The following is a 22,144-nucleotide window of genomic DNA, read 5'->3' on the forward strand; positions in this document are numbered from 1 at the left end:
TACGTTGGGCGGGTGCCCGTGGCGGCGTCACCAAGGATGGATGGAGTGGCAATCAAATTGAGCCGGAGCAGCCTTTCCGCTAGACTGGCGACCCATCCTGATCCGTTCCCCCGGATCTCTCCTACAGCTCACGTTTTCGGCAGGTTTCCATGACACGATTTATCTTCGTGACGGGCGGCGTTGTGTCCTCGCTTGGCAAGGGCATCGCATCCGCTTCGCTGGCGGCTATTCTCGAGGCCCGTGGCCTCAAGGTCACCATTCTCAAGCTGGATCCGTACATCAACGTCGATCCGGGCACCATGAGCCCGTTCCAGCACGGCGAAGTCTTTGTCACTGAAGATGGCGCGGAAACCGATCTGGACCTCGGTCACTACGAGCGTTTCATCCGCTCGCGCATGACCCAGGGCAACAACTTCACCACCGGCCGTGTCTACGAGCACGTGCTGCGCAAGGAGCGCCGCGGCGACTACCTGGGTGGAACGGTTCAGGTCATCCCGCACATCACCGACGAGATCAAGCGTCGCGTGATCGCTGGCGGTGAAGGCTATGACGTCGCGCTGGTCGAGATCGGTGGCACCGTCGGTGACATCGAGTCCCTGCCATTCCTGGAGTCGATCCGTCAGTTGCGCGCCCAGCTGGGTAGCGAGCGTGCCATCTTCATGCACCTCACGCTGGTGCCGTACATCAAGACGGCTGGTGAGACCAAGACCAAGCCGACCCAGCACAGCGTCAAGGAGCTGCGCTCCATCGGTATCCAGCCGGATATCCTGATCTGCCGCAGCGAAGTCGAGATCGAAGAAAGCGAGCGTCGCAAGATCTCGCTGTTTACCAATGTCGAGGAACGTGCTGTCGTGTCGCTGCAGGATGCCGACACCATCTATCGTATTCCGCTGATGTTGCATGAAGCCGGTCTCGATGAGATTGTCTGCGACAAGCTGCGCCTGGAGGCCAAAGAGGCCGACATGTCCGAGTGGGTGTCGGTACTGGATGCCAAGCTCAACCCGCTCAAGACCATCAACATCGCGATGGTCGGCAAGTACATGGAGCTGCTGGACGCCTACAAGTCCCTGAACGAGGCACTGATTCATGCCGGTATCCAGGGACGTGTGAAGGTCAACGTCGACTTCATAGATTCCGAAGAGATCGAGCGCAACGGTACCGATCGTCTAATCGGCAAGGACGCGGTGCTGGTGCCGGGCGGTTTCGGCGAGCGTGGTGTGGAAGGCAAGATCGCCACCGCACGCTTCGCACGTGAGAACAAGGTGCCGTATCTGGGTATCTGTCTGGGCATGCAGGTCGCGGTCATCGAGTTTGCCCGCAACGTGGCCGGCTGGACTGATGCGAACTCCACCGAGTTCACTCACGACACCCAGCACCCGGTGGTCGGTCTGATCACTGAATGGCTGACGCCGGAAGGCAAGATCGAGACCCGTGACGCGGCATCCGACCTGGGCGGCACCATGCGTCTGGGCGGCCAGGCCTGTCGTCTGCTCAACGGCTCCAAGGCGCATCAGGCCTATGGCAGCGATGAGATCGTCGAGCGTCACCGCCACCGCTATGAGGTCAACGACCAGTTCGTGCCGGCGCTGGAAGAGGCCGGTCTGATCTTCTCGGGCCGCAGCGTCGACAACTCGCTGGTCGAGATGGTCGAGCTGCCGGACCACCCGTGGTTCGTGGCGTGTCAGTTCCACCCGGAGTTCACTTCCACCCCGCGTGATGGTCACCCGCTGTTCTCCGGCTTCGTGAATGCGGCGCTCAATCACAAGGCGGCGCGGACTCGCGGCGAGTGATAGGGTGATCGCCGGGCGTCACGCCAGAGTGGCGCCCGGAGGTCTTTTCCGCGGCGGCTCATCAAGAATGTCCGGCAGGCAAGGGCATCACGGCTGAGCCGCCGGTGGGCAACGTTTTTGATGGGCGGTGCAGTGATGAGCAACGAACAACGCGTGATCGAATTTGCAGGCCTGCAAGTCGCCAATGATCGGCCGATGACGCTTTTCGGTGGCATGAACGTGCTGGAATCGCATGAGCTGGCACTGGAAGTCGCCGAGCAATACGTCGAGGTGACATCGCGCCTCGGCATGCCGTACGTCTTCAAGGCCAGCTTCGACAAGGCCAATCGCAGCTCCATGCACTCCTATCGCGGGCCGGGGATGGAGAAGGGTCTCGAGATCCTCGCCGAGATCAAGTCGCGCTTTGGCGTGCCGATCATCACTGACGTCCACGAGCCTCATCAGGCAGCTGCCGTGGCCGAAGTGGCCGATGTCATCCAATTGCCCGCCTTCCTGGCGCGCCAGACGGATCTGGTCGTGGCCATGGCGCGCACCGGTGCCGTCATCAACGTCAAGAAGCCGCAGTTCCTGGCCCCGCACGAAATGCGCCATATCGTCGCCAAGTGCGGTGAAGCGGGCAATGACCGGATTCTGCTGTGCGAGCGCGGCTCCAGCTTCGGCTACAACAATCTGGTGGTCGACATGCTCGGCATGGCCGAGATGAAGGATACGGGGCTGCCGGTGCTGTTCGATGTCACCCACTCGCTGCAACGCCCGGGTGGGCGGGCCGATTCTGCCGGTGGTCGTCGTGAGCAGGTCTTCGATCTGGCCCGTTCCGGCGTGGCGCTGGGGCTGGCAGGCCTGTTCCTCGAGGCACATCCGGACCCGGACAATGCCAAGTGTGACGGCCCCTGCGCATTGCCGCTGGATCAGCTCGAACCCTTCCTGCGCCAGCTGCAATCGCTGGATTCGCTGGTGAAGGGCTTTGCGCCGCTGGATATTCGCTGAACATGACTACTGGCCGTTCACTACCCTGTGAGCGGCCTTTTTGCGCTATGGGCAAGATGCCCGTCGTGGTGTTTCAATCCCCCGTGTAGAGGACGACACAAGATGGCCAATATCGTCGAAATCCGCGCCCTTGAGGTGCTCGATTCCCGTGGTAACCCGACCGTACAGGCCGAGGTCGTGCTGGAAGGTGGACAACGTGCCAGCGCCTGCGCGCCTTCCGGTGCCTCCACCGGTTCGCGCGAAGCGCTGGAATTGCGTGATGGCGACAAGAGTCGTTATCTGGGCAAGGGTGTGCTGAAGGCAGTCGAAGCCGTCAATGGCCCGATCCGCGAGCGTCTCGTGGGCATGGATGCACTGGACCAGCGTGCGCTGGATGACGCCATGCTGGCGCTGGATGGCACCGAGAACAAGGAATCGCTGGGTGCCAATGCGATCCTCGCGGTCTCCCTGGCCGCTGCCAAGGCAGCTGCCCAGGCCAAGGGCATCGAGCTCTACGCTCACATCGCCGAGCTCTACGGTCAGCCGGGCAAGTACTCCATGCCGGTGCCGATGATGAACATCATCAATGGCGGCGAGCATGCCGACAACAATGTCGACATCCAGGAGTTCATGGTCCAGCCGGTCGGCGCGCCGACCTTCCGTGAAGCGCTGCGCACCGGCGCCGAGATCTTCCACGCGCTCAAGAAGGTCCTGCAGGGCCGCGATCTGAGCACTTCCGTGGGCGACGAAGGTGGTTTCGCACCGAACCTTGCCTCCAATGCCGAAGCGCTGGCGGTCATCAAGCAGGCGGTCAGCGATGCGGGCTACACGCTGGGCACTGACGTGACCCTGGCGCTGGATTGTGCCTCCTCCGAGTTCTACAAGGATGGCCAGTACAATCTGTCTGGTGAAGGCAAGAGCTTCGATGCACGTGGTTTCGTCGACTACCTGGCCGAGCTGGCGGACGAATACCCCATCGTGTCCATCGAAGACGGCATGGACGAGTCTGACTGGGAAGGCTGGAAACTGCTGACCGACAAGCTCGGCGACAAGGTGCAGCTGGTCGGTGATGACCTGTTCGTCACCAACACGCGCATCCTGAGCCGTGGTATCGATGAAGGCATCGGCAACTCCATCCTGATCAAGTTCAACCAGATCGGTTCACTGTCCGAGACCCTGGATGCGATCAAGATGGCGCAGGCCGCTGGCTTCACTGCGGTCATCTCCCACCGCAGTGGCGAGACCGAAGACACCACCATCGCCGACCTCGCCGTGGGTACCTGTGCCGGGCAGATCAAGACCGGTTCTCTGTGCCGCTCTGACCGTGTCGCCAAGTACAACCGCCTGCTGGTGATCGAGCAGCAGCTGGGCGATGTCGCCTACAATGGCCTGAAAGAGATCAAGGGCCAGTAAGCAGGCGACAGGCTTGTGGATGCCGTCTTGGTCGTCGGCATCCACAACGCTTCCACATGACGGGGTCGTACCTTCGGGTACGGCCCCGTCGTGCGTTACACGTGCTGTCCGCGCAGGTTGCGTCTCAAGTACGTGGACTTTCCCCATCTCTGCAGTCAGTTCATGTAAGCCTTTTCCTACAAGATATGCAGGACATAGAGGATAACTGCTGCACTCCGGATACGTGTTCAATCGTATGTTTTTCTATAGATCACTGTTTTACAACAGTTTTATCTAAAAGCTTCCTTGTTTGTCCCGATTCGTCTGAGCGGTTTGGCTAGTTGCCTGATGACGGCTTGCTGACCAGAATAGCGTCATGGAAGCGGGATGCGGCGGGACACCGCACCCTTGAGCAGGATGCTCTTGATGATCTTCCAGGGAGTATGTCGGGCAGGATGCCCGACTCGTCTGAACAGGATGTTCAGCGAACAGGAACCGTCAAGGATGACGGAAGCAGCAGCACTGCATGGCATCTTGCCCGTGGAGCGGGCAGGAAATGGCCAGGGACCACGGATGAATGGCCAGGTACAGGAAGTATCGGATCAGGAAGATCCAGAGTGACGGTATCGTCATTGGCAGCGGACGCGCAATCACGACAGGGATGGTTGATGGGTCTCGACCCGATATGCAGTCAGGAAGCTCGCCTTCACAGGAGTGACGGATGACGGGACATCATCCGTGTCAGGCAGACGAGGCAATCAGCGGCAGAATCTCGACGGCAGGATGCCGAGGCAAGGATGTCAGATCACGGAACATCATGAGACTGTCAGCTGAGGTAGGTCAGGAGCGGCACGGGCAGGATGCCGGGCAATGCATCTGCGATGCAGTTGCATGAGCAGGACAGCAGGGCAGGCAATAAGCAGAAACGGGCATTGTGGTGGGACAGCTGCGCAAGCAGTGCCACAATGCCCCATGCGTGACGGTGCGCTCTGAATGGCAGGATGCCATGACGGGCAGGGACAGCACCCAGGAACACGATCCAGGACGGATCGACAGGGACACGCTTGGAGCGGGCGACCTTTCGGGGTTGCCCTTTTTTGTGCCTTTTTTTCGGCCCCACCCGCCGGGCTGGCTGACCATGAGCGCTCAAGACGAAGACGGCAGCCACCCCTGAGGGAGTGGCTGCCGTCTTGATGAGAACCTGGTGCTTGCCCGGTCAGGTCGGGCAGAGCATTTACTGCTCCAGGTATTCGAGCTTGCCTTCGACACCATCCCACTTCTCGGCGTCTTCCATGGCGTCCTTCTTCTCGCTGATGTTCGGCCACACTTCGGCCAGATCGGCATTCAGCTCGATGAATTCCTTCTGATTCTCCGGCACTTCGTCCTCGGAGAAGATGGCTTCCGCGGGACACTCCGGCTCGCACAGAGCGCAGTCGATGCACTCGTCCGGGTTGATGACCAGGAAGTTGGGGCCTTCATAGAAGCAATCGACCGGGCAGACCTCCACGCAGTCAGTGTATTTGCAGCGGATGCAGTTCTCGGTGACGATGAATGCCATCTGGGTCTCCTGACGCGGGTCGGCGTCTCTCGTAGGTCGTGGTCCAGCGCCACTCTGTGCCGTCTGAGCGGCATCTTGAGTTTCAGGTTATAAGCGGCGCGAGTGTTATAAGGCGTTATTCTAGTGGCGCTCTGCCGCCCTCGCAATCAGCGTGGGCGGATCGTTTTGGAATGGTGCTATGCCCATCGCGCACTGTCGAGTGTCGGCAGGCGCATGGTGTCATGCGACTTGTCAGTCGACTCACTCCGCCGCTTACTGGATCTTGCGCCATTCATAGATGAGTTCCAGTGCCCGCTTGGGGCTCAGGTCATCCGGGTCCAGCTGGGTCAAGGCTTCGACGATCGGGTGAGGCGGTGCCGCGAAGAGGTCATTCTGCTGCGGCACTGGCTGGCCGAGTGCATCTTCACGGGCAACCTGCGGACGATCGACCTCCTGCTGCTCGAGACTGGTCAATTTCTCACGTGCACGCAGGATGACGTTCTGCGGGACTCCGGCCAGCTGGGCAACCTGCAGGCCATAACTCTGGCTTGCCGGCCCCTCCTCGACACGGTGCATGAAGACGATGCCATCGCCATGCTCTGCGGCGGTCAGGTGAACGTTGGCCACGCCATCGACGTGCTCGGGGAGTGCCGTCATCTCGAAATAATGGGTCGCGAACAGCGTGAAGGCGCGCGTGCGGGCCAGGTGCTCGGCGCTTGCCCAGGCCAATGACAGGCCATCGAAGGTCGAGGTGCCGCGACCGATCTCATCCATCAGCACCAGACTCTCGTCGGTGGCGTTGTGCAGGATGCTGGCAGTCTCGGTCATCTCGACCATGAAGGTCGAGCGGCCACCGGCCAGGTCATCCGAGGAGCCGATACGCGTGAAGATGCGATCCAGCGGGCCGATGCAGGCGCGAGCGGCGGGTACGAAGCTGCCGGTATGCGCGAGCAGTGCGATCAGCGCGGTCTGACGCATGTAGGTGGATTTACCGCCCATGTTGGGGCCGGTGATCACCAGCATGCGGCGCGCATCGTCAAAGCGCACGTCGTTGGGCACGAAGGGGTGGTCGCTGACATGTTCCACCACAGGGTGGCGGCCGCCTTCGATGTCGATTCCCGGCGTGTCGCTGAGCTGCGGGCGGACGAAGTCCAGTGCGGCGGCGCGATCAGCAAAGGCGGTGAGCACATCCAGTGACGCCAGGGCGCGTGCCGTCTGCTGCAGGCCATCCAGTTCGGTATTCAGGTCATCCAGAAGGTGTTCATACAGCAGCTTCTCGCGGGCCAGCGACTTGGACTTGGCCGACAGCGCCTTGTCCTCGAATTCCTTGAGTTCCGGGATGATGAAGCGCTCGGCATTCTTGAGCGTCTGGCGGCGGATGTATTCCGGCGGAGCTTCCGCTGACTGGGAACGCGGCAGCTCGATGAAGTAACCATGCACGCGGTTGTAGCCGACCTTGAGGTTGCTGATGCCGGTGCGCTCACGCTCACGAGTCTCGAGGGCCACCAGATACTGACCGGCGTTCTCGGAGAGGCCGCGATACTCGTCCAGCTCATCGTCGTAGCCATCGGCGATCACCCCGCCATCGCGCAGCACGACCGGCGGATTCTCGATCAGCGCTTCGCTGAGCATGGCCGAGAGGGCGGGGAACAGGCGGATGCCATCGCGCAGGTCATCGATGGCACTGCCTTTCTCGACGCTGGCGAGCACGGCACGCAGCTCTGGCAGTGTATTGAGGCCATCACGCAGGCGCGCCATGTCCCGCGGGCGGGCGCTGCGCAGTGCAACACGCGCCAGGATGCGCTCCACATCGCCGATCCGCTTGAGCAGGCCTTGCAGTTCGAAGGGGTAGTCACCCTCCATCAAGCGCTGCACTGCCGCCTGGCGCTGGCCGATCTGGGTCTGATCGCGCAGCGGGCGGTTGAGCCAGCGCTTGAGCAGGCGTGAGCCCATCGCGGTAGCAGTCACGTCCAATACGCTGGCCAGCGTGTTGTCGCTGCTGCCGCCAAGATTGGTGTCGATCTCGAGGTTGCGACGGCTGGCGGCATCGATCACGACCGAATCGTCGCGACTCTCCACGGCCAGCGCCGTCACGTGGGGCAGACCGGTGCGCTGCGTGTCACGCGCGTAGTCGAGCAGGGCACCAGCAGCGGTGACCGCGCAGGTCAGATGACTGCAACCGAAACCATTGAGGTCCTGGACGCCGAACTGATCGCACAGCAGGCGCAACGCGGTCTCATGGTCGAAATGCCAGTCGCTCTGACGGGTCAGGCCCGGGCGTGAGGCAAGACTGCTTGGCAGTTCACGACTCTCGCCGACCATCAGCTCGGCGGGTGACAGACGCTGGATCTCGGCCAGCAGTTCTTCATCGCCATTGACTTCCAGTACGCTGAAGCGTCCTGAGGAAAGCTCCAGTGCCGCCAGGCCCCAGGTCTCACCGTCTCGATGCAGCGCCACCAGCAGATTGTCACGGCTGGCATCCAGAAGCGCCTCGTCATGCAGGGTGCCCGGTGTGACGATGCGCACCACCTTGCGCTCGACGGGGCCCTTGGTGGTCGCGGGATCGCCGATCTGCTCGCAGATGGCCACGGATTCGCCCATTTTCACCAGGCGTGCCAGGTAACCCTCGGCGCTGTGATAAGGCACCCCTGCCATGGGAATGGGGGAGCCGCCGGAGCTGCCACGTGCCGTCAGGGTGATGTCGAGCAGTTGCGCGGCTCGCTTGGCGTCCTCATGGAACAGCTCATAGAAGTCGCCCATGCGATAGAACAGCAGCACACCGGGGTGCTCGCGTTTGATCTTCATGTACTGCGCCATCATCGGCGTCATCTGGGGCGCGCTGTTCTTGGCCATGGCCATGGACTTCCTTGACTGCACTGCAATGGGAAAAAGACGCACATGCGAGAACACGGCATGCGGGATGCGCGATATTCTACGGACTGGCGCGGCCGGCTCCAATGCCTGTGATGCCTCCTGCTCGCTTCCCTTTTCCTCAGACCACTTCTAGAAAGGAGTTCGTTCATGGCCCGATTGACGGATACGACGTCCGAGGCACCGGATGCGAATGCACTGGCCGAGCAGCTGCAGGCGCTGGCATTGGCGCGCGGAGTCCAGATCACTGCTGCAGAGTCATGCACCGGGGGTGGCGTGAGTGCCGCGATCACGGCGATTTCCGGTAGCTCCGGCTATTTCGAGGCGGGCTATGTGACGTACTCGAATGCGGCCAAGCGGCGTCTGCTCGGCGTCAGCGAAGCATCGCTCGCGGACTTCGGGGCAGTCTCCGAGGCCGTCGTGCGCGAGATGGTCAGGGGGGCGTGTCGTGACAGCGGTGCCGAACTGGGGGTGGCAATCAGTGGGGTGGCGGGTCCGGGAGGCGGCAGTGAAGAAAAGCCCGTGGGGACGGTGTGGCTGGCATGGGGCAGTGAGGCGCGACAGCAGGCGCGGTGTTTCCACTTTCCGGGAGACCGGCAGGCCGTGCGCGACGCCGCCGTGAGGGTGGCATTGCAAGGCTTGATCGAATGCGTGGAAGCCTGGCAGGGCTGAACTGGTGAGGCTCGAGACGCATGCAACCCTCTGCGTTGAGACTACTGCCTGAAAAAGCGCATCACCGGACTGGCAGAACGATGAAACATGCGGCATCATACTGTCCATGTATACAGGGTTTTGCCATGACAGCCCAGCCGCTAGGCTGACAGTCTCTGCATCACCCGAAGCTTGAGAATTTCCTATTTCAGGTGGTTGCCCATGCGGCGCCGCCGTTCGACAGGAGGCCACATGGCACAGGACGACAATCGTACCAAGGCGCTGAACGCGGCGCTGTCCCAGATTGAGCGCCAGTTCGGCAAGGGCGCCGTCATGCGCATGGGCGATGCCCCGCGTGTGGCCATCCCGTCGGTATCCACCGGGTCTCTGGGCCTGGATATCGCGCTCGGCATCGGTGGCCTGCCTTTCGGTCGAGTGGTCGAGATCTACGGTCCGGAATCCTCGGGCAAGACGACACTGACGCTCTCGGTCATCGCCCAGGCCCAGAAGCAGGGCAAGGTGTGTGCCTTCATCGATGCCGAGCACGCGCTGGATCCGTCCTACGCCGAGAAGCTGGGCGTCAATCTGGACGAGATGCTGGTCTCCCAGCCGGATACCGGTGAGCAGGCACTCGAGATCGTCGACATGCTGGTGCGTTCCGGTGGTGTCGACGTCATCATCGTCGATTCCGTGGCAGCCCTGACGCCGCGTGCCGAGATCGAGGGTGAGATGGGTGACTCCCACGTCGGCCTGCAGGCGCGTCTGATGTCCCAGGCGCTGCGCAAGGTGACGGGTCACATCAAGAATGCCAACTGCATGGTAGTGTTCATCAACCAGATCCGCATGAAGATCGGGGTGATGTTCGGTAGCCCGGAAACCACCACCGGTGGTAACGCGCTGAAGTTCTACTCGAGTGTCCGTCTCGACATCCGTCGTACCGGCTCCGTGAAGTCCGGCGATGAAGTCACCGGTAACGAGACTCGCGTCAAGGTCGTGAAGAACAAGGTCGCGCCGCCGTTCCGCCAGGCCGAGTTCCAGATTCTCTACGGCAAGGGCATCTACCACGCCGGTGAGGTCATTGATCTGGGCGTGCAGTGTGGTCTGGTCGGCAAGGCAGGTGCCTGGTACAGCTACCAGGGCAGCAAGATCGGTCAGGGCAAGGCCAACTCCGCCCAGTATCTGGAGGACAACCCCGCGATCATGGAAGAGATCGAGAGCCAGATTCGCGCCCAGCTGCTGGCTTCTCCGGAAACCAAGGAAGAGGCCAAGGAAGAAGTGGTCGCCGAAAATGAAGATGATCTGGATCTCGATTGAGACCTGCTCGAGAACGTGTTCATTGAGCGCTGATTTCAGCGCCTTTCAGTGATCTGCAGCGCCCGCCCCGTTTTCGGTGGCGGGCGCTGTGCGTTTTGCACCGGGGATTTCGCCATCTCGGGTGCCTCTCCAGAAAGGAGCGCCAACATGCACGATGAGGAAAGAGAGACCGCCGGGCCAGACTATCAGCCCCTCGATGTCGGCGCGATGACGCCGCAACGGCGTGCCCGCAATGACGCCATCGCACGTCTGGCACGCCGCGAGCACAGCCGTCGCGAGCTGCACGACTATCTCAAGGAGCGCGACTACCTGCAGACCGTCAGCGATGATGCGCTGGCGGAGCAGTCCGCGAGTGGCGAGGAGGGCGCCGAGACGCGCTTGAGTCGTGATGAGGTCGAGCTGCTGATCGAGGAAGTGCTGGAGCGTCTGGTCGAGGAAGGCCTGCAATCCGATGAGCGCTTCGCCGCCAGCTTCCTGCGGACACGGGTGCTGAGGGGGCAGGGCCCCAGGCGCATCCAGCAGGAGTTGCGCCAGCGTGGCATCGACAACGAGACGTCAGGTGCCGTGATGCGTGCTGCCTGTGATCCGGTGCCTGATGCCTTCGGACATGTTGATGCGGTGGACTTCTTCGAGCTGGCGCGCGAGACGTTGGCAAGGCGCTTTTCCTCAGCGGGCGAGGGTCACAAGGAGCGTGCGCGCCGAGAGCGCTTCCTGCTCCAGCGCGGCTTCGAATACGAGCAGTTGCGCTACGCCATGGAGTCCGCCTGGACGGAAGACGAGGCGTGAGGCCAGCCATTGCCCGGGCAATGGCTCGGAACGCGCAAACCGGTCACTCAAGCCATTTCCCCCCCTTTAGCTTGCGCGAACAGGCGTTATACTAGGTCGTCTTGCGACGGCACGGGGCAGGCGCCTTCTTTCATGCTTTTCATTGCACCTCCATGCATTCCCACATGGATGAACATGCAGAAACCATGCGGAAGTCATGCAGAAGAAGACCCCCGGAGCGTCTTTACGCACATCGCTACGGAACCTCTATGAAAAGCGCAGAAATCAGAAACGCCTTCCTGACCTATTTCGAGAAGCAGGGGCATACCATCGTTCCCACCAGTTCTCTGGTGCCGAACAACGACCCGACCCTGCTGTTCACCAACGCCGGCATGGTGCCCTTCAAGGATGTCTTCCTGGGCCGTGATCCGCGTGGCTACAGCCGTGCCACCTCGGCACAGCGCTGCGTGCGCGCCGGCGGCAAGCACAATGACCTGGACAACGTCGGTTACACCGCACGTCACCACACCTTCTTCGAGATGCTGGGCAACTTCAGCTTCGGTGACTACTTCAAGCGCGAAGCCATCCAGTTCGCCTGGAAGTTCCTGACCGAAGAGCTGGGCCTGCCGAAGGAGAAGCTGTGGGTCACCGTGCACGTCAGCGATGACGAAGCCCGTGACATCTGGTTCAACGAGGTCGGCATCGATCAGAACCGCTTCTCGCGTCTCGACGAGGACAATTTCTGGCAGATGGGCGACACCGGCCCCTGTGGCCCGTCTTCCGAGATCTTCTATGATCACGGTGAAGACGTCGCCGGTGGCCCGCCGGGCAGCCCGGACGAAGATGGCGATCGCTACATCGAGATCTGGAACCTGGTCTTCATGCAGTTCGATCGTGATGCCGAAGGCACGCTGAACCCGCTGCCCAAGCCGTCCATCGATACCGGCATGGGCCTGGAGCGCGTCGCGGCCGTGATGCAGGGCGTGCACTCCAACTACGAGATCGACCTGTTCCAGAATCTGCTGGCGGCGGCGGCCGAGATCATCGGTCATGACAACATCACCACTCCCTCGCTGCGCGTGGTGGCGGATCACATCCGTTCGTGTGCCTTCCTGATCGCCGATGGCGTGCTGCCGTCCAACGAAGGGCGTGGCTACGTGCTGCGTCGCATCATCCGCCGTGCCGTGCGTCACGGTCACAAGCTGGGCGCGCGCGGCAGCTTCTTCTACAAGCTGGTCGCGGCGCTGGATGCTGAGATGGGCGATGCCTATCCGGAACTGCGCTCTGCGCGTGAGCAGATCGAGCGTGTGCTGCTCAAGGAAGAGGAGCAGTTCGCGCGTACGCTGGAGCACGGCATGAAGCTGCTCGAGGAGGCCATCGCCGAGCTGGATGGCAATACCCTCGACGGCGAAACCATCTTCAAGCTCTACGATACCTACGGCTTCCCCTACGACCTGACCGCCGACATCTGCCGCGAGCGCGAACTGATCCTCGATGAGGCCGGTTTCGAGGCCGCGCTGGAAGCTCAGCGTGAACGCGCGCGTGCTGCCAGCAATTTCGGGGGCGACTATTCCGCCAACCTGACGCTGGAAGGCGAGACGCAATTCACCGGCTATGATCACCTCGAGGGTGAGGCGACCGTCACCGCGCTGTTCGACAGCGAAGGCAATACGCTCGAGCGTCTCGAGGCCGATACCAAGGGCATCGTGGTACTCGATACCACGCCGTTCTATGGCGAGTCCGGTGGTCAGGCGGGCGATACCGGTTATCTGCATCTGGAGGGCGGCCGTTTCCAGGTCAGTGATACCCAGAAGCAGGCCGGACATCATCTGCATCACGGTGTGCTGATCGAAGGTTCGCTCGCGGTGGGCGACGCGGTGCGTCCGCAGGTCGATGCAGATCTGCGTGCTGCCTCCGTGCGCAACCACTCCGCCACGCACCTGCTGCATGAAGCGCTGCGCCAGGTGCTGGGTGAGCACGTCCAGCAGAAGGGCTCGCTGGTGACGGCCGAGCGCCTGCGCTTCGACTTCAGTCACTTTGAGGCGATGACCGCAGAACAGCTCTCCGAAGTCGAGCGCATCGTCAATGCGCAGATTCTCGCCAACGCCGAGACCACCATCGAGTTCATGACTCTCGATGAAGCCAAGGCGCGCGGCGCGGCGGCACTCTTCGATGCCAAGTATGGTGAGCAGGTCCGCGTGCTGACCATCGGTCAGGATGCCTTCTCCATCGAGCTGTGTGGCGGGACTCACGTCAAGCGCAGTGGTGATATCGGTCAGATGCACATCATCGCCGAGACTGGCATCGCCTCCGGCGTGCGCCGCATCGAAGCCATCACTGGCCGTGCGGCACGTGATTTCCTGCTGGCGCAGGAAGCGACCCTGACTCGTCTGGGTGAGCGCCTCAAGGCCAAGCCGGAGCAGGTCGAGGAGCGTGTCACCAGTCTGCTTGAGCGCAACCGCGGTCTCGAGAAGGAGCTTGAGCGTCTGAAGGCCAAGCTGGCGTCCGCCTCTGCCAGTGACATGCTGAGCGACATCGCGGATGTCCAGGGGCTCAAGGTGCTGGCCAAGCAGGTCGAAGGCGTCTCCGGCAAGGAGTTGCGTGGCCTGATGGATGACCTGAAATCCAAGCTGGGTTCCGGCATTCTGGTGCTTGGCGTCGCGGATGGTGACAAGGTCAGCCTGATTGCGGGCGTCACCGATGATCTGACCTCGCGCATCAAGGCGGGTGATCTGGTGCGTCACGTGGCTGAGCAGGTCGGTGGCAAGGGCGGTGGTCGTGCTGACATGGCGCAGGCCGGTGGCAGTGATGCCGCATCGCTTCCCGGGGCACTGGCCGGCGTGCCAGCCTGGGTAGACGCCCAGCTGGGGTAAGAAGACAAGATGAAGGCCGGGCTTCTCGTGAGGAGACCCGGCCTCTTTTTGGGCCCGCATGAGTCTCATGTGGGGACAACGCAAACGGACACGGATAACGGAAACGCACATGGCGCTATACGTTCAGAAGTTCGGAGGCACTTCGGTCGGCTCGGTGGAGCGGATCAAGGCCGTCGCCGAGAAGGTCAAGCGATTCCGCGACGAAGGCCATCAGGTTGTCGTGGTCGTCTCAGCCATGAGTGGCGAGACGAACCGACTGATCGGTCTCGCCAGCGAGATCAACGATGACCCGACGCCGCGCGAAATGGACATGCTGGTCTCTACCGGTGAGCAGGTGACCATCTCCCTGCTGGCCATGGCACTGCAGAAGATCGGTGTCGACGCGACCTCCTATACCGGCGCTCAGGTAGGCATTCGTACCGATAGCGCGCACACCAAGGCGCGTATCCAGCGCATCGACACCGATGACCTGCGCGAAGACCTCGATGCTGGCAAGGTCGTGGTAGTCGCTGGCTTCCAGGGGGTCGATGATGAAGGCAATATCACGACACTGGGGCGCGGTGGCTCCGATACCACCGGCGTCGCCCTGGCGGCAGCCCTCAAGGCGGACGAGTGTCAGATCTATACCGATGTCGATGGTGTCTACACCACTGATCCACGTGTGTGCTCCAAGGCACGTCGTCTGGAAACGGTGACCGTCGAGGAAATGCTGGAAATGGCGAGCCTTGGCTCCAAGATCCTGCAGATCCGTTCGGTGGAATTCGCCGGCAAGTACAATGTTCCCCTGCGTGTGCTGTCTTCCTTCGAGGATGGCCCGGGTACCCTGATCGTCGCTGAGGAAGAAGACAACATGGAAGAACCGCTGATCTCCGGCATTGCCTTCAATGTCAACGAAGCCAAACTGACCCTGCTCAACACGCCGGACATTCCGGGTGTCGCCTCCAAGATTCTGGGCCCGATCGCCGATTCCAACATCGAGATCGACATGATCGTCCAGAACGTCTCCCCGGACGGCAATACGACCGACTTCTCCTTCACGGTGGCCAAGAGCGACTTCAAGGCGACCCAACGCATCCTCAACGAGACGGTCATTCCGTCCGTCGGCGGTGGTGAGCTCAGAGGCGATGACAATATCGCCAAGGTCTCGCTGGTCGGTGTCGGCATGCGTTCCCATGCCGGTGTCGCCTCCAAGATGTTCCGCGTGCTGGCGGAAGAGGGCATCAACATCCGCATGGTGTCCACGTCCGAGATCAAGATCTCCGTTCTGATCGACGAGAAGTTCATGGAGCTGGCCGTGCGTGCACTGCACACCGCCTTCGGCCTGGATGCGGAAGCCGTCAGCGACGAGACTGCCTGATTTGCATTGAATGATCAGCACAATGGTGCTCAGATGAAGTGACTTGCCACCCGTGGGTGGCTCGTCCTTCCGCCAGGGACTGCACTGCATGGAAGTGAGGCCCGGCAAGGAGCGCCAGGGGCCCTGCCTCATGCACCCGATACATTGGCGATCGCACCTTCTGGGGGAGAGCCGGTGTGTCGGGTGCTTTCATTCAACGAGTCATTCAGTTGATATGAAGGGGTGGTGTTGGCCGTCGGAGCATGCATGACGCATAATCTCCAAGCCTCATGCACCTCGGTGGCCGGCTCGTCCCTGCCGGTCGCTGACTTCGAATCCTGTTGCCGTCCCGGCTGTATGAATTACTGACAAGGAGATCAGTCATGCTCATCCTGACCCGTAGAGTAGGTGAAACGCTGATGATTGGTGATGACATCACCGTCACCGTGCTCGGTGTGAAGGGAAATCAGGTGCGAATCGGTGTCAACGCACCCAAGGACGTCGCCGTCCATCGTGAAGAGATCTATCAGCGTATCCAGCGCGAGAAGGAAGACAATGGTGATGCCATCGCCTGATGGCATGTCATGCCCACCAGATGGCTCCGGATACTCTCGAGAGCACCACACGAACGCCAACCACGCTGTCCACCTGGTTGGCGTTCGTGTTTCTGGCATATGGTCTGTGCGGTCTGGGCGTTGCCCGGTCCTGGCGGCCTGAGTGACTCGATCCGTTCAGGCTCAGATGCATGCGTCGGAGGCATCAGGCAGAGCTGAATGGGCGGCTGAGCGTCAAGTCAGTGTTCCATAAGGAAAAAATTCACTTTTTTCCTGGAAAGGGGGAGACAGACGACTTCTTCTTGGGTATTATTCCCGCTCCCTCGAACGAGACGCGACGACAGGCTAGCCATCGTCATGTTCTGGTTCATGCGGGGAGATTGCTTGGGGGCGCGCAGCCTCGAGCCTGTCGTCGAGTGGTGATGAGATGTTCAGCATCGAAGCCAAAAAATCGACACAGGGGCTGGACAAAGCCCAATCAAATGAGTAAGATATGCGCCGTACCTGATGAGGAGAGGTGGCCGAGTGGCTGAAGGCGCTCCCCTGCTAAGGGAGTATAGGGTTTATAGCCCTATCGAGGGTTCGAATCCCTCTCTCTCCGCCATTAGGTACAAATGCAGTAAGATGCGCCCTTAGCTCAGCTGGATAGAGTACCTGACTACGAATCAGGCGGTCGGAGGTTCGAATCCTCCAGGGCGCGCCACTGCAATGCAAGACAGTGTTGGAAAGACACAACACTCGCAAGTCAAGTCCTGAAGACATTTGAAATGCTCAGGCCACAGATTTCAAGGTTTATGCGCCCTTAGCTCAGCTGGATAGAGTACCTGACTACGAATCAGGCGGTCGGAGGTTCGAATCCTCCAGGGCGCGCCAATTGAAAAACCCGCTTCACTGAAGCGGGTTTTTCTTCGTCTGAAGAAAAGTCAGGCATCTGCGATCTCAGTCGGCATGGCCTCGATCCTTGCCTTCATGTCATGTCTGACAGTTCCCCGTTTTCCTTGACTGTGATGTCACGCCTTCGGGCGGACGATCGCTAGGGCGCCCTTTTCGCGAGGGGCGCCTTTTTTTGTTTCGGGCGGATCAGGCGAGGGCGGGCAAGTCGGTGGATTCCGGCATGCGGGTCACCGATGTCAACAGACTCGGCGCCAATGCCAGCGAGGTACCTGCAACCAGACCGGTGAAGAATTCGGCGCGCCCCTTGTGGCGCTTGATGGCCTGGAAGCGACGTTCCGCTTCCTCGTTGCCGCTCTGGCGCATCATGTTCATCCACTGCTTGAGCAGCGGCACCATCACCTTGTCAGGCAGATGGGCGCAGCGTTCGGCGTGGGAGAGCAGCACCTGTGCACGCTGCGTCCAGTCCGTCTCGGGCAGCAACTCCCCGGTCATCTGCCAGTGCTTGATGCGCGCCGCGAGGAAGGGGTCGGCCAGGGCGGCACGCCCCAGCATCACATCGCGACAGCCGGACAGTGAGCGAGCCCGCCAGTAGCAGGGCATGTCCCAGATGTCCCCATTGGCAACGACCGGAATGGAGAGCTCGGACGTGATCTTGCCGATCCATTCCCAGTGCGCTGGCGGACGATAGCCTTCCTGTTTGGTGCGCCCATGCACGACCAGCTGCGTGGCGCCCCCGGCCTGGGCTGCCTGAGCGCATGCCAGTGCCAGGCGACGGTCGTTGAAGCCGAGGCGAATCTTGGCCGTGACGGGTACCCCGGTGCCCTTGAGGGCATTGCGCACGCCCTCCACCGCACGAAAGACGCGGTCCGGCGAGCGCAGCAGGGCTGCGCCTCCGTCGTGACGGTTGACGGTCTTGGCCGGGCAGCCGAAGTTGATGTCGACGCTGGGTGCCCCCAGGCGTGCCGCGACGCGAGCGTTGATGCCCAGCGCCTCGGGGTCGGCACCCAACAGCTGCAATGCGACCGGTGTGTCGTGTCGTGTGCGTGCCGTCCGTGTCGGGGAGGCTTCCAGCAGCTCCGGGCAGATACGCTTGAAGACGCGAGGCGGTAGCTTGACATGCGTCACGCGCACGAATTCCGTCACACACCAGTCATAGCCGCCAAGGCCGGTGAGACATTCGCGCGTGATGTCATCAATCACGCCTTCCATCGGCGCGATGCCGATGCGGCCAGCCCGCGCGAGGGCTTGTGGGGTCAACGATGGTGTCATTGCAATTGCCGTGGAATCAGGCACTTTAAAGCGATCAACAAGCACTGAATGCCGCTGCATGGGGTGTCGACAGTGGCCAGCGACGCAACGGCGTGAACGCTTGGACGTGTCGAGCATCATCGAAGGCATGGGCAATCATCGCTCATGCCGCACCCTGATTGGCGCGATGACGAGAATGACTCGAGGACACTGGCATGCAAGAGAATGATCTGCTCGGTGAAGGCTTGAACCTGATGGTGTTCGGGATGGGGTTCGTGTTCGTGTTTCTAAGTCTGCTGGTAGTCGCCATGATGGCGATGGCCAAGCTGGTGGACCGTTTTGCGCCCGCGCCGCTACCGGCTGCACCGCGCACGACGCGCGCGCCTGTCTCGGCGGCACCTGCAGCAGAGGATGACAGCGAACTGACGGCTGTCATGGCGGCGGCGATTCACCGCTTTCGCCAGGATCATCACAAGCACTGAGATGTCGCGGAAGTCGTCGGTGCTGCTGGTACTCTCGGAGCGCCGGAGCGACACCGCAGCGAGAAAGCGGCGATTCTATCATGAGCCGTCCGGTGGGGAGACCACCTCTCGAGTGCAATATTCTGTGTGGCAGGCGCGGTGAAAGGCAAGCCTGCCACCACGGCAGAACCCGATATCCACATTATAAAGAACAAGGGATCACTCATGGACAAGCAACCGCTGGGCATCACGGATGTGGTACTGCGCGACGCGCATCAGTCATTGCTGGCCACGCGCATGCGCCTCGATGACATGCTGCCGATCGCCGCCAAGCTGGACGACATCGGCTTCTGGTCGCTGGAGAGCTGGGGCGGCGCGACCTTCGACGCCTGCATCCGCTACCTGGGCGAAGACCCCTGGGCGCGCATTCGTGCCTTGAAGGAAGCGATGCCCAAGACTCAGCAGCAGATGCTGCTGCGCGCCCAGAACCTGCTCGGCTATCGTCATTACGCCGATGACGTGGTGGATGCCTTCGTCAAGCGTGCCGCGACCAGCGGTGTCGATGTCTTCCGTGTCTTCGACGCGATGAATGACCCGCGCAACCTCGAGCGTCCGCTCAAGGCGGTGCTGGATCAGGGCAAGCATGCCCAGGGCACCATCTCCTACACCGTGAGCCCCGTGCACACGCTGGAGATGTGGGTGGAGCTGGCGCAGAAGATCGAGTCCATGGGGGCCCAGTCGCTGGCGATCAAGGACATGGCTGGCCTGCTGACGCCGTATACCGCCTTCGAGCTGGTCTCGCGCCTCAAGGCGAGCCTGTCGATCCCGATCCACATGCAGTGCCATGCCACCACCGGGCTTTCCACCGCCACGGCTCTCAAGGCCATCGAGGCGGGCATCGACAACGTCGACACCTCCATTTCCTCGATGTCGATGACCTACGGCCACAGCCCGACCGAATCGGTCGTCGCGATGCTGGCAGGCACCGAGCGCGATACCGGACTGGACCTCGAGAAGCTCGAGGATATCGCGGCCTACTTCCGCGAAGTGCGCAAGAAATACGCGGCATTCGAGGGCAGTCTGCGCGGTATCGACTCGCGCATTCTGGTTGCCCAGGTGCCGGGTGGCATGCTCACCAACATGGAAGGCCAGCTCAAGGAGCAGGGCGCCGGTGACAAGCTGGATGACGTGCTCGCCGAGATTCCGCGCGTACGCAAGGACCTGGGCTATATCCCGCTGGTGACCCCGACCTCACAGATCGTCGGCACCCAGTCGGTGATGAACGTGATGATGGGTGAGCGCTACAAGTCGATCTCCAAGGAAGTGCAGGCGTTGCTCAAGGGGGAATATGGCGCGGCGCCGGCACCCTTCGACAGCGAACTTCAGTCCCGCGTGCTGGAAGGCGCCGAGCCGATCACCTGCCGCCCGGCAGACAACCTGACGCCGGAGATGGAGCGTCTGCGTGAGGAGCTCAAGGGCAAGGCCAGGGAGGAAGGTATCGCGCTGGAGAGCGGCGAACGCGAGACCGATGACGTGCTGACCTATGCACTCTTCCCGCAGATCGGCCTCAAGTTCCTGCGCAACCGTGGCAACCCGGATGCCTTCGAGCCCGCCCCGCAGGCTGTCGATGACAAGGCATCCAAGGCCGCCGCAGCGCCGGTCTCTGGTGCTCCGGCCGTCAGTGCTCAAGGCGCGTCGAGCGGCCCGCAGACCTACACCCTGAACGTCAACGGCAAGCAGTATGTCGTCGAGGTTGCCGAAGGCGGAGACATCACCCAGGTGCAGGCCAGCGAGCCTGCGGCATCGGCTCCGGCAGCCGCGGCACCTGCCGCCCAGGCCGCCTCCGGTGAGCCGGTGAATGCGCCGTTGGCGGGCAACATCTTCAAGGTCAATGTCGCCGTCGGTGACAGCGTGGCGGAAGGAGATGTCGTGATCATTCTCGAGGCCATGAAGATGGAGACCGAGATCCGTGCCCACCAGGCCGGTACCGTCTCTGCGGTGAAGGTCAAGGAAGGCGACAGTGTCAGTGTCGGCGACGTTCTGATCACCCTCTGAGCCGGTGTGTCCGGCCCGTCGGCATGTACGACGGGCCGGTCGGTGATGCTCCTCTGCAAGGCGACACGACATGGACAAGATACTCAACCTCTGGCACGGCTCGGGGCTTTACAACATGAGCTTCGGCCAGCTGGCGATGATCGTCATCGGCCTTGGCCTGCTTTATCTGGCGATCCGCAAGAACTTCGAACCCCTGCTGCTGGTACCGATCGGCTTCGGCGGCATTCTGGCCAACATTCCGGAAGCCGGACTGGCGCTGTCTGCTGCCGAGCAGGCGGCGCATCTCGGCAAGCCGGAGCTGCTGGCTTCGATGGCCAATCTGCTCAACGTCAACATCGCCAGCCTGCCGCTGGATGAGGCGCGCCACGCGGTGGAGCAGGCACTGCATGGCGAGATTCCCGCAGTGCTCAAGCAGCAGGCCAGCAACATGGCGCTGGATGGTGGCTTCTCCAACGGCATGCTGTACAGCTTCTACAGCGTGGCGATCGCTTCCGGCATCGCGCCGTTGGTGATCTTCATGGGCGTTGGGGCGATGACGGATTTCGGTCCGTTGCTGGCCAACCCCAAGACCCTGTTCCTCGGGGCGGCGGCGCAGTTCGGCATCTTCGCGACGCTGCTGGGCGCGGTGGCGTTGACCTCGATGGGGCTGATGGACTTCAGCCTGCAGCAATCGGCGGCCATCGGCATCATCGGCGGTGCGGACGGCCCGACCTCCATCTACGTCGCCAGTCTGCTGGCACCGGAGCTGCTGGGGGCGATCGCCGTGGCGTCCTACTCCTACATGGCACTGGTGCCGATGATCCAGCCGCCGATCATGCGCGCGCTGACCACCGCCAAGGAACGCAGCCTGGTGATGACGCAGCTGCGTCCGGTCTCCAAGACCGAGAAGATCCTGTTCCCGCTGGTGCTGTTGATCATGGTGGCGATGCTGCTGCCGGACGCCGCACCGCTGCTGGGCATGTTCTGCTTCGGTAACCTGATGCGCGAGTGCGGTGTGGTGGAGCGTCTGTCGGATACCGCCCAGAACGCGCTGATCAACATCACTACCATCTTCCTGGGACTGTCGGTGGGCTCCAAGCTGCAGGCCGACAAGTTTCTGGCGGTGGAGACGCTGGGCATTCTGGCCCTCGGCGTGGTCGCCTTCGGCATCGGCACGGCCTGCGGTGTCTTGATGGCCAAGCTGATGAACAAGGTCTCGAAGACGCCGATCAATCCGCTGATCGGGTCGGCCGGTGTCTCGGCGGTACCGATGGCGGCACGTGTCTCCAACAAGGTCGGGCTTGAGTACAACCCGCACAACTTCCTGCTGATGCATGCGATGGGGCCGAACGTGGCCGGTGTGATCGGCTCGGCGGTGGCCGCTGGGGTGATGATCAAGTACCTCGGCTGATCCTGTCCGCAGTACTGATACGATAACGCCCGCCATGGCTTCCATGG

15 protein-coding genes and 3 tRNA genes are annotated in these 22,144 nt (G+C 61.8%); 15 read left to right on the forward strand and 3 right to left on the reverse strand.

Features of this window, described 5'->3' with window-relative positions:
• Positions 1-149 precede the first annotated feature (149 nt).
• The 3 genes from PJK54_RS14595 to eno all read left to right on the forward strand — a co-directional run bounded on the left by PJK54_RS14595 (position 150) and on the right by eno (position 4,169).
• Positions 150-1,790 (forward strand): CTP synthase, encoded by a 1,641-nt coding sequence (locus PJK54_RS14595; RefSeq protein ID WP_077377963.1) that lies wholly within the window; start codon positions 150-152, stop codon positions 1,788-1,790.
• Between the two features lie 135 nt (positions 1,791-1,925).
• Entirely contained in the window at positions 1,926-2,777 is an 852-nt protein-coding gene (kdsA, locus tag PJK54_RS14600; RefSeq protein ID WP_271303233.1) for a 3-deoxy-8-phosphooctulonate synthase, read from the forward strand.
• A gap of 102 nt (positions 2,778-2,879) precedes the next feature.
• Positions 2,880-4,169 carry a phosphopyruvate hydratase gene (gene eno / locus PJK54_RS14605; protein WP_077377968.1) on the forward strand — a complete coding sequence of 430 codons (1,290 nt, stop codon included), beginning with the start codon at positions 2,880-2,882 and terminating at the stop codon, positions 4,167-4,169.
• A 1,213-nt stretch (positions 4,170-5,382) separates the two neighbouring features.
• Here the strand turns inward: eno and fdxA are convergent.
• Together fdxA and mutS are read right to left on the reverse strand one after the other, a co-directional pair.
• Complete coding sequence (gene fdxA, locus PJK54_RS14610; protein WP_077377971.1) at positions 5,383-5,706, reverse strand: ferredoxin FdxA; 324 nt, start codon at positions 5,704-5,706, stop codon at positions 5,383-5,385.
• A 252-nt stretch (positions 5,707-5,958) separates the two neighbouring features.
• Positions 5,959-8,538 (reverse strand): DNA mismatch repair protein MutS, encoded by a 2,580-nt coding sequence (mutS, locus tag PJK54_RS14615; protein WP_077378198.1) that lies wholly within the window; start codon positions 8,536-8,538, stop codon positions 5,959-5,961.
• Between the two features lie 168 nt (positions 8,539-8,706).
• On the opposite strand from mutS, the gene PJK54_RS14620 reads away from it, so the two are divergent.
• From PJK54_RS14620 to PJK54_RS14660, 9 genes are all read left to right on the forward strand, one after another.
• The gene (locus PJK54_RS14620) at positions 8,707-9,228 is read left to right on the forward strand and encodes a CinA family protein (protein ID WP_271303234.1); all 522 of its coding nucleotides are present in this window, start codon (positions 8,707-8,709) and stop codon (positions 9,226-9,228) included.
• A 231-nt stretch (positions 9,229-9,459) separates the two neighbouring features.
• Entirely contained in the window at positions 9,460-10,521 is a 1,062-nt protein-coding gene (recA, locus tag PJK54_RS14625) for a recombinase RecA (protein WP_077377977.1), read from the forward strand.
• Between the two features lie 147 nt (positions 10,522-10,668).
• Positions 10,669-11,307, forward strand: a complete 639-nt coding sequence (locus PJK54_RS14630; protein ID WP_271303235.1) for a regulatory protein RecX — start codon at positions 10,669-10,671, stop codon at positions 11,305-11,307.
• A 248-nt stretch (positions 11,308-11,555) separates the two neighbouring features.
• Positions 11,556-14,159 carry an alanine--tRNA ligase gene (gene alaS / locus PJK54_RS14635; RefSeq protein WP_084207844.1) on the forward strand — a complete coding sequence of 868 codons (2,604 nt, stop codon included), beginning with the start codon at positions 11,556-11,558 and terminating at the stop codon, positions 14,157-14,159.
• Positions 14,160-14,268: 109 nt separating this feature from the next.
• Positions 14,269-15,516 carry an aspartate kinase gene (locus tag PJK54_RS14640; RefSeq protein ID WP_077377982.1) on the forward strand — a complete coding sequence of 416 codons (1,248 nt, stop codon included), beginning with the start codon at positions 14,269-14,271 and terminating at the stop codon, positions 15,514-15,516.
• A 362-nt stretch (positions 15,517-15,878) separates the two neighbouring features.
• Positions 15,879-16,070 carry a carbon storage regulator CsrA gene (gene csrA, locus PJK54_RS14645; protein WP_043332937.1) on the forward strand — a complete coding sequence of 64 codons (192 nt, stop codon included), beginning with the start codon at positions 15,879-15,881 and terminating at the stop codon, positions 16,068-16,070.
• Between the two features lie 490 nt (positions 16,071-16,560).
• Positions 16,561-16,653 (forward strand) — tRNA-Ser (locus PJK54_RS14650).
• A gap of 22 nt (positions 16,654-16,675) precedes the next feature.
• Positions 16,676-16,752 (forward strand) — tRNA-Arg (locus PJK54_RS14655).
• A 93-nt stretch (positions 16,753-16,845) separates the two neighbouring features.
• Positions 16,846-16,922: transfer RNA gene (locus PJK54_RS14660), tRNA-Arg, on the forward strand.
• Positions 16,923-17,129: 207 nt separating this feature from the next.
• Here PJK54_RS14660 and PJK54_RS14665 read toward each other — a convergent pair.
• Positions 17,130-18,152: a tRNA dihydrouridine synthase gene (locus PJK54_RS14665; RefSeq protein ID WP_271303259.1), complete on the reverse strand. Its 1,023-nt coding sequence runs from the start codon at positions 18,150-18,152 to the stop codon at positions 17,130-17,132.
• 254 nt (positions 18,153-18,406) lie between these two features.
• Between PJK54_RS14665 and PJK54_RS14670 the strand changes: the two genes are divergently transcribed.
• The 3 genes from PJK54_RS14670 (at position 18,407) to PJK54_RS14680 (ending at position 22,097) form a co-directional block, all read left to right on the forward strand.
• A complete protein-coding gene (locus tag PJK54_RS14670) occupies positions 18,407-18,673 on the forward strand; it encodes an OadG family protein (RefSeq protein WP_084207845.1) in 267 nt (88 codons plus the stop codon).
• Between the two features lie 204 nt (positions 18,674-18,877).
• Complete coding sequence (gene oadA, locus PJK54_RS14675) at positions 18,878-20,707, forward strand: sodium-extruding oxaloacetate decarboxylase subunit alpha (RefSeq protein ID WP_077377989.1); 1,830 nt, start codon at positions 18,878-18,880, stop codon at positions 20,705-20,707.
• A gap of 70 nt (positions 20,708-20,777) precedes the next feature.
• Positions 20,778-22,097: a sodium ion-translocating decarboxylase subunit beta gene (locus PJK54_RS14680; RefSeq protein ID WP_077377992.1), complete on the forward strand. Its 1,320-nt coding sequence runs from the start codon at positions 20,778-20,780 to the stop codon at positions 22,095-22,097.
• Positions 22,098-22,144: the final 47 nt, after the last annotated feature.

This window comes from Cobetia sp. MMG027 (assembly GCF_027947415.1).
Lineage (GTDB): Bacteria > Pseudomonadota > Gammaproteobacteria > Pseudomonadales > Halomonadaceae > Cobetia > Cobetia marina.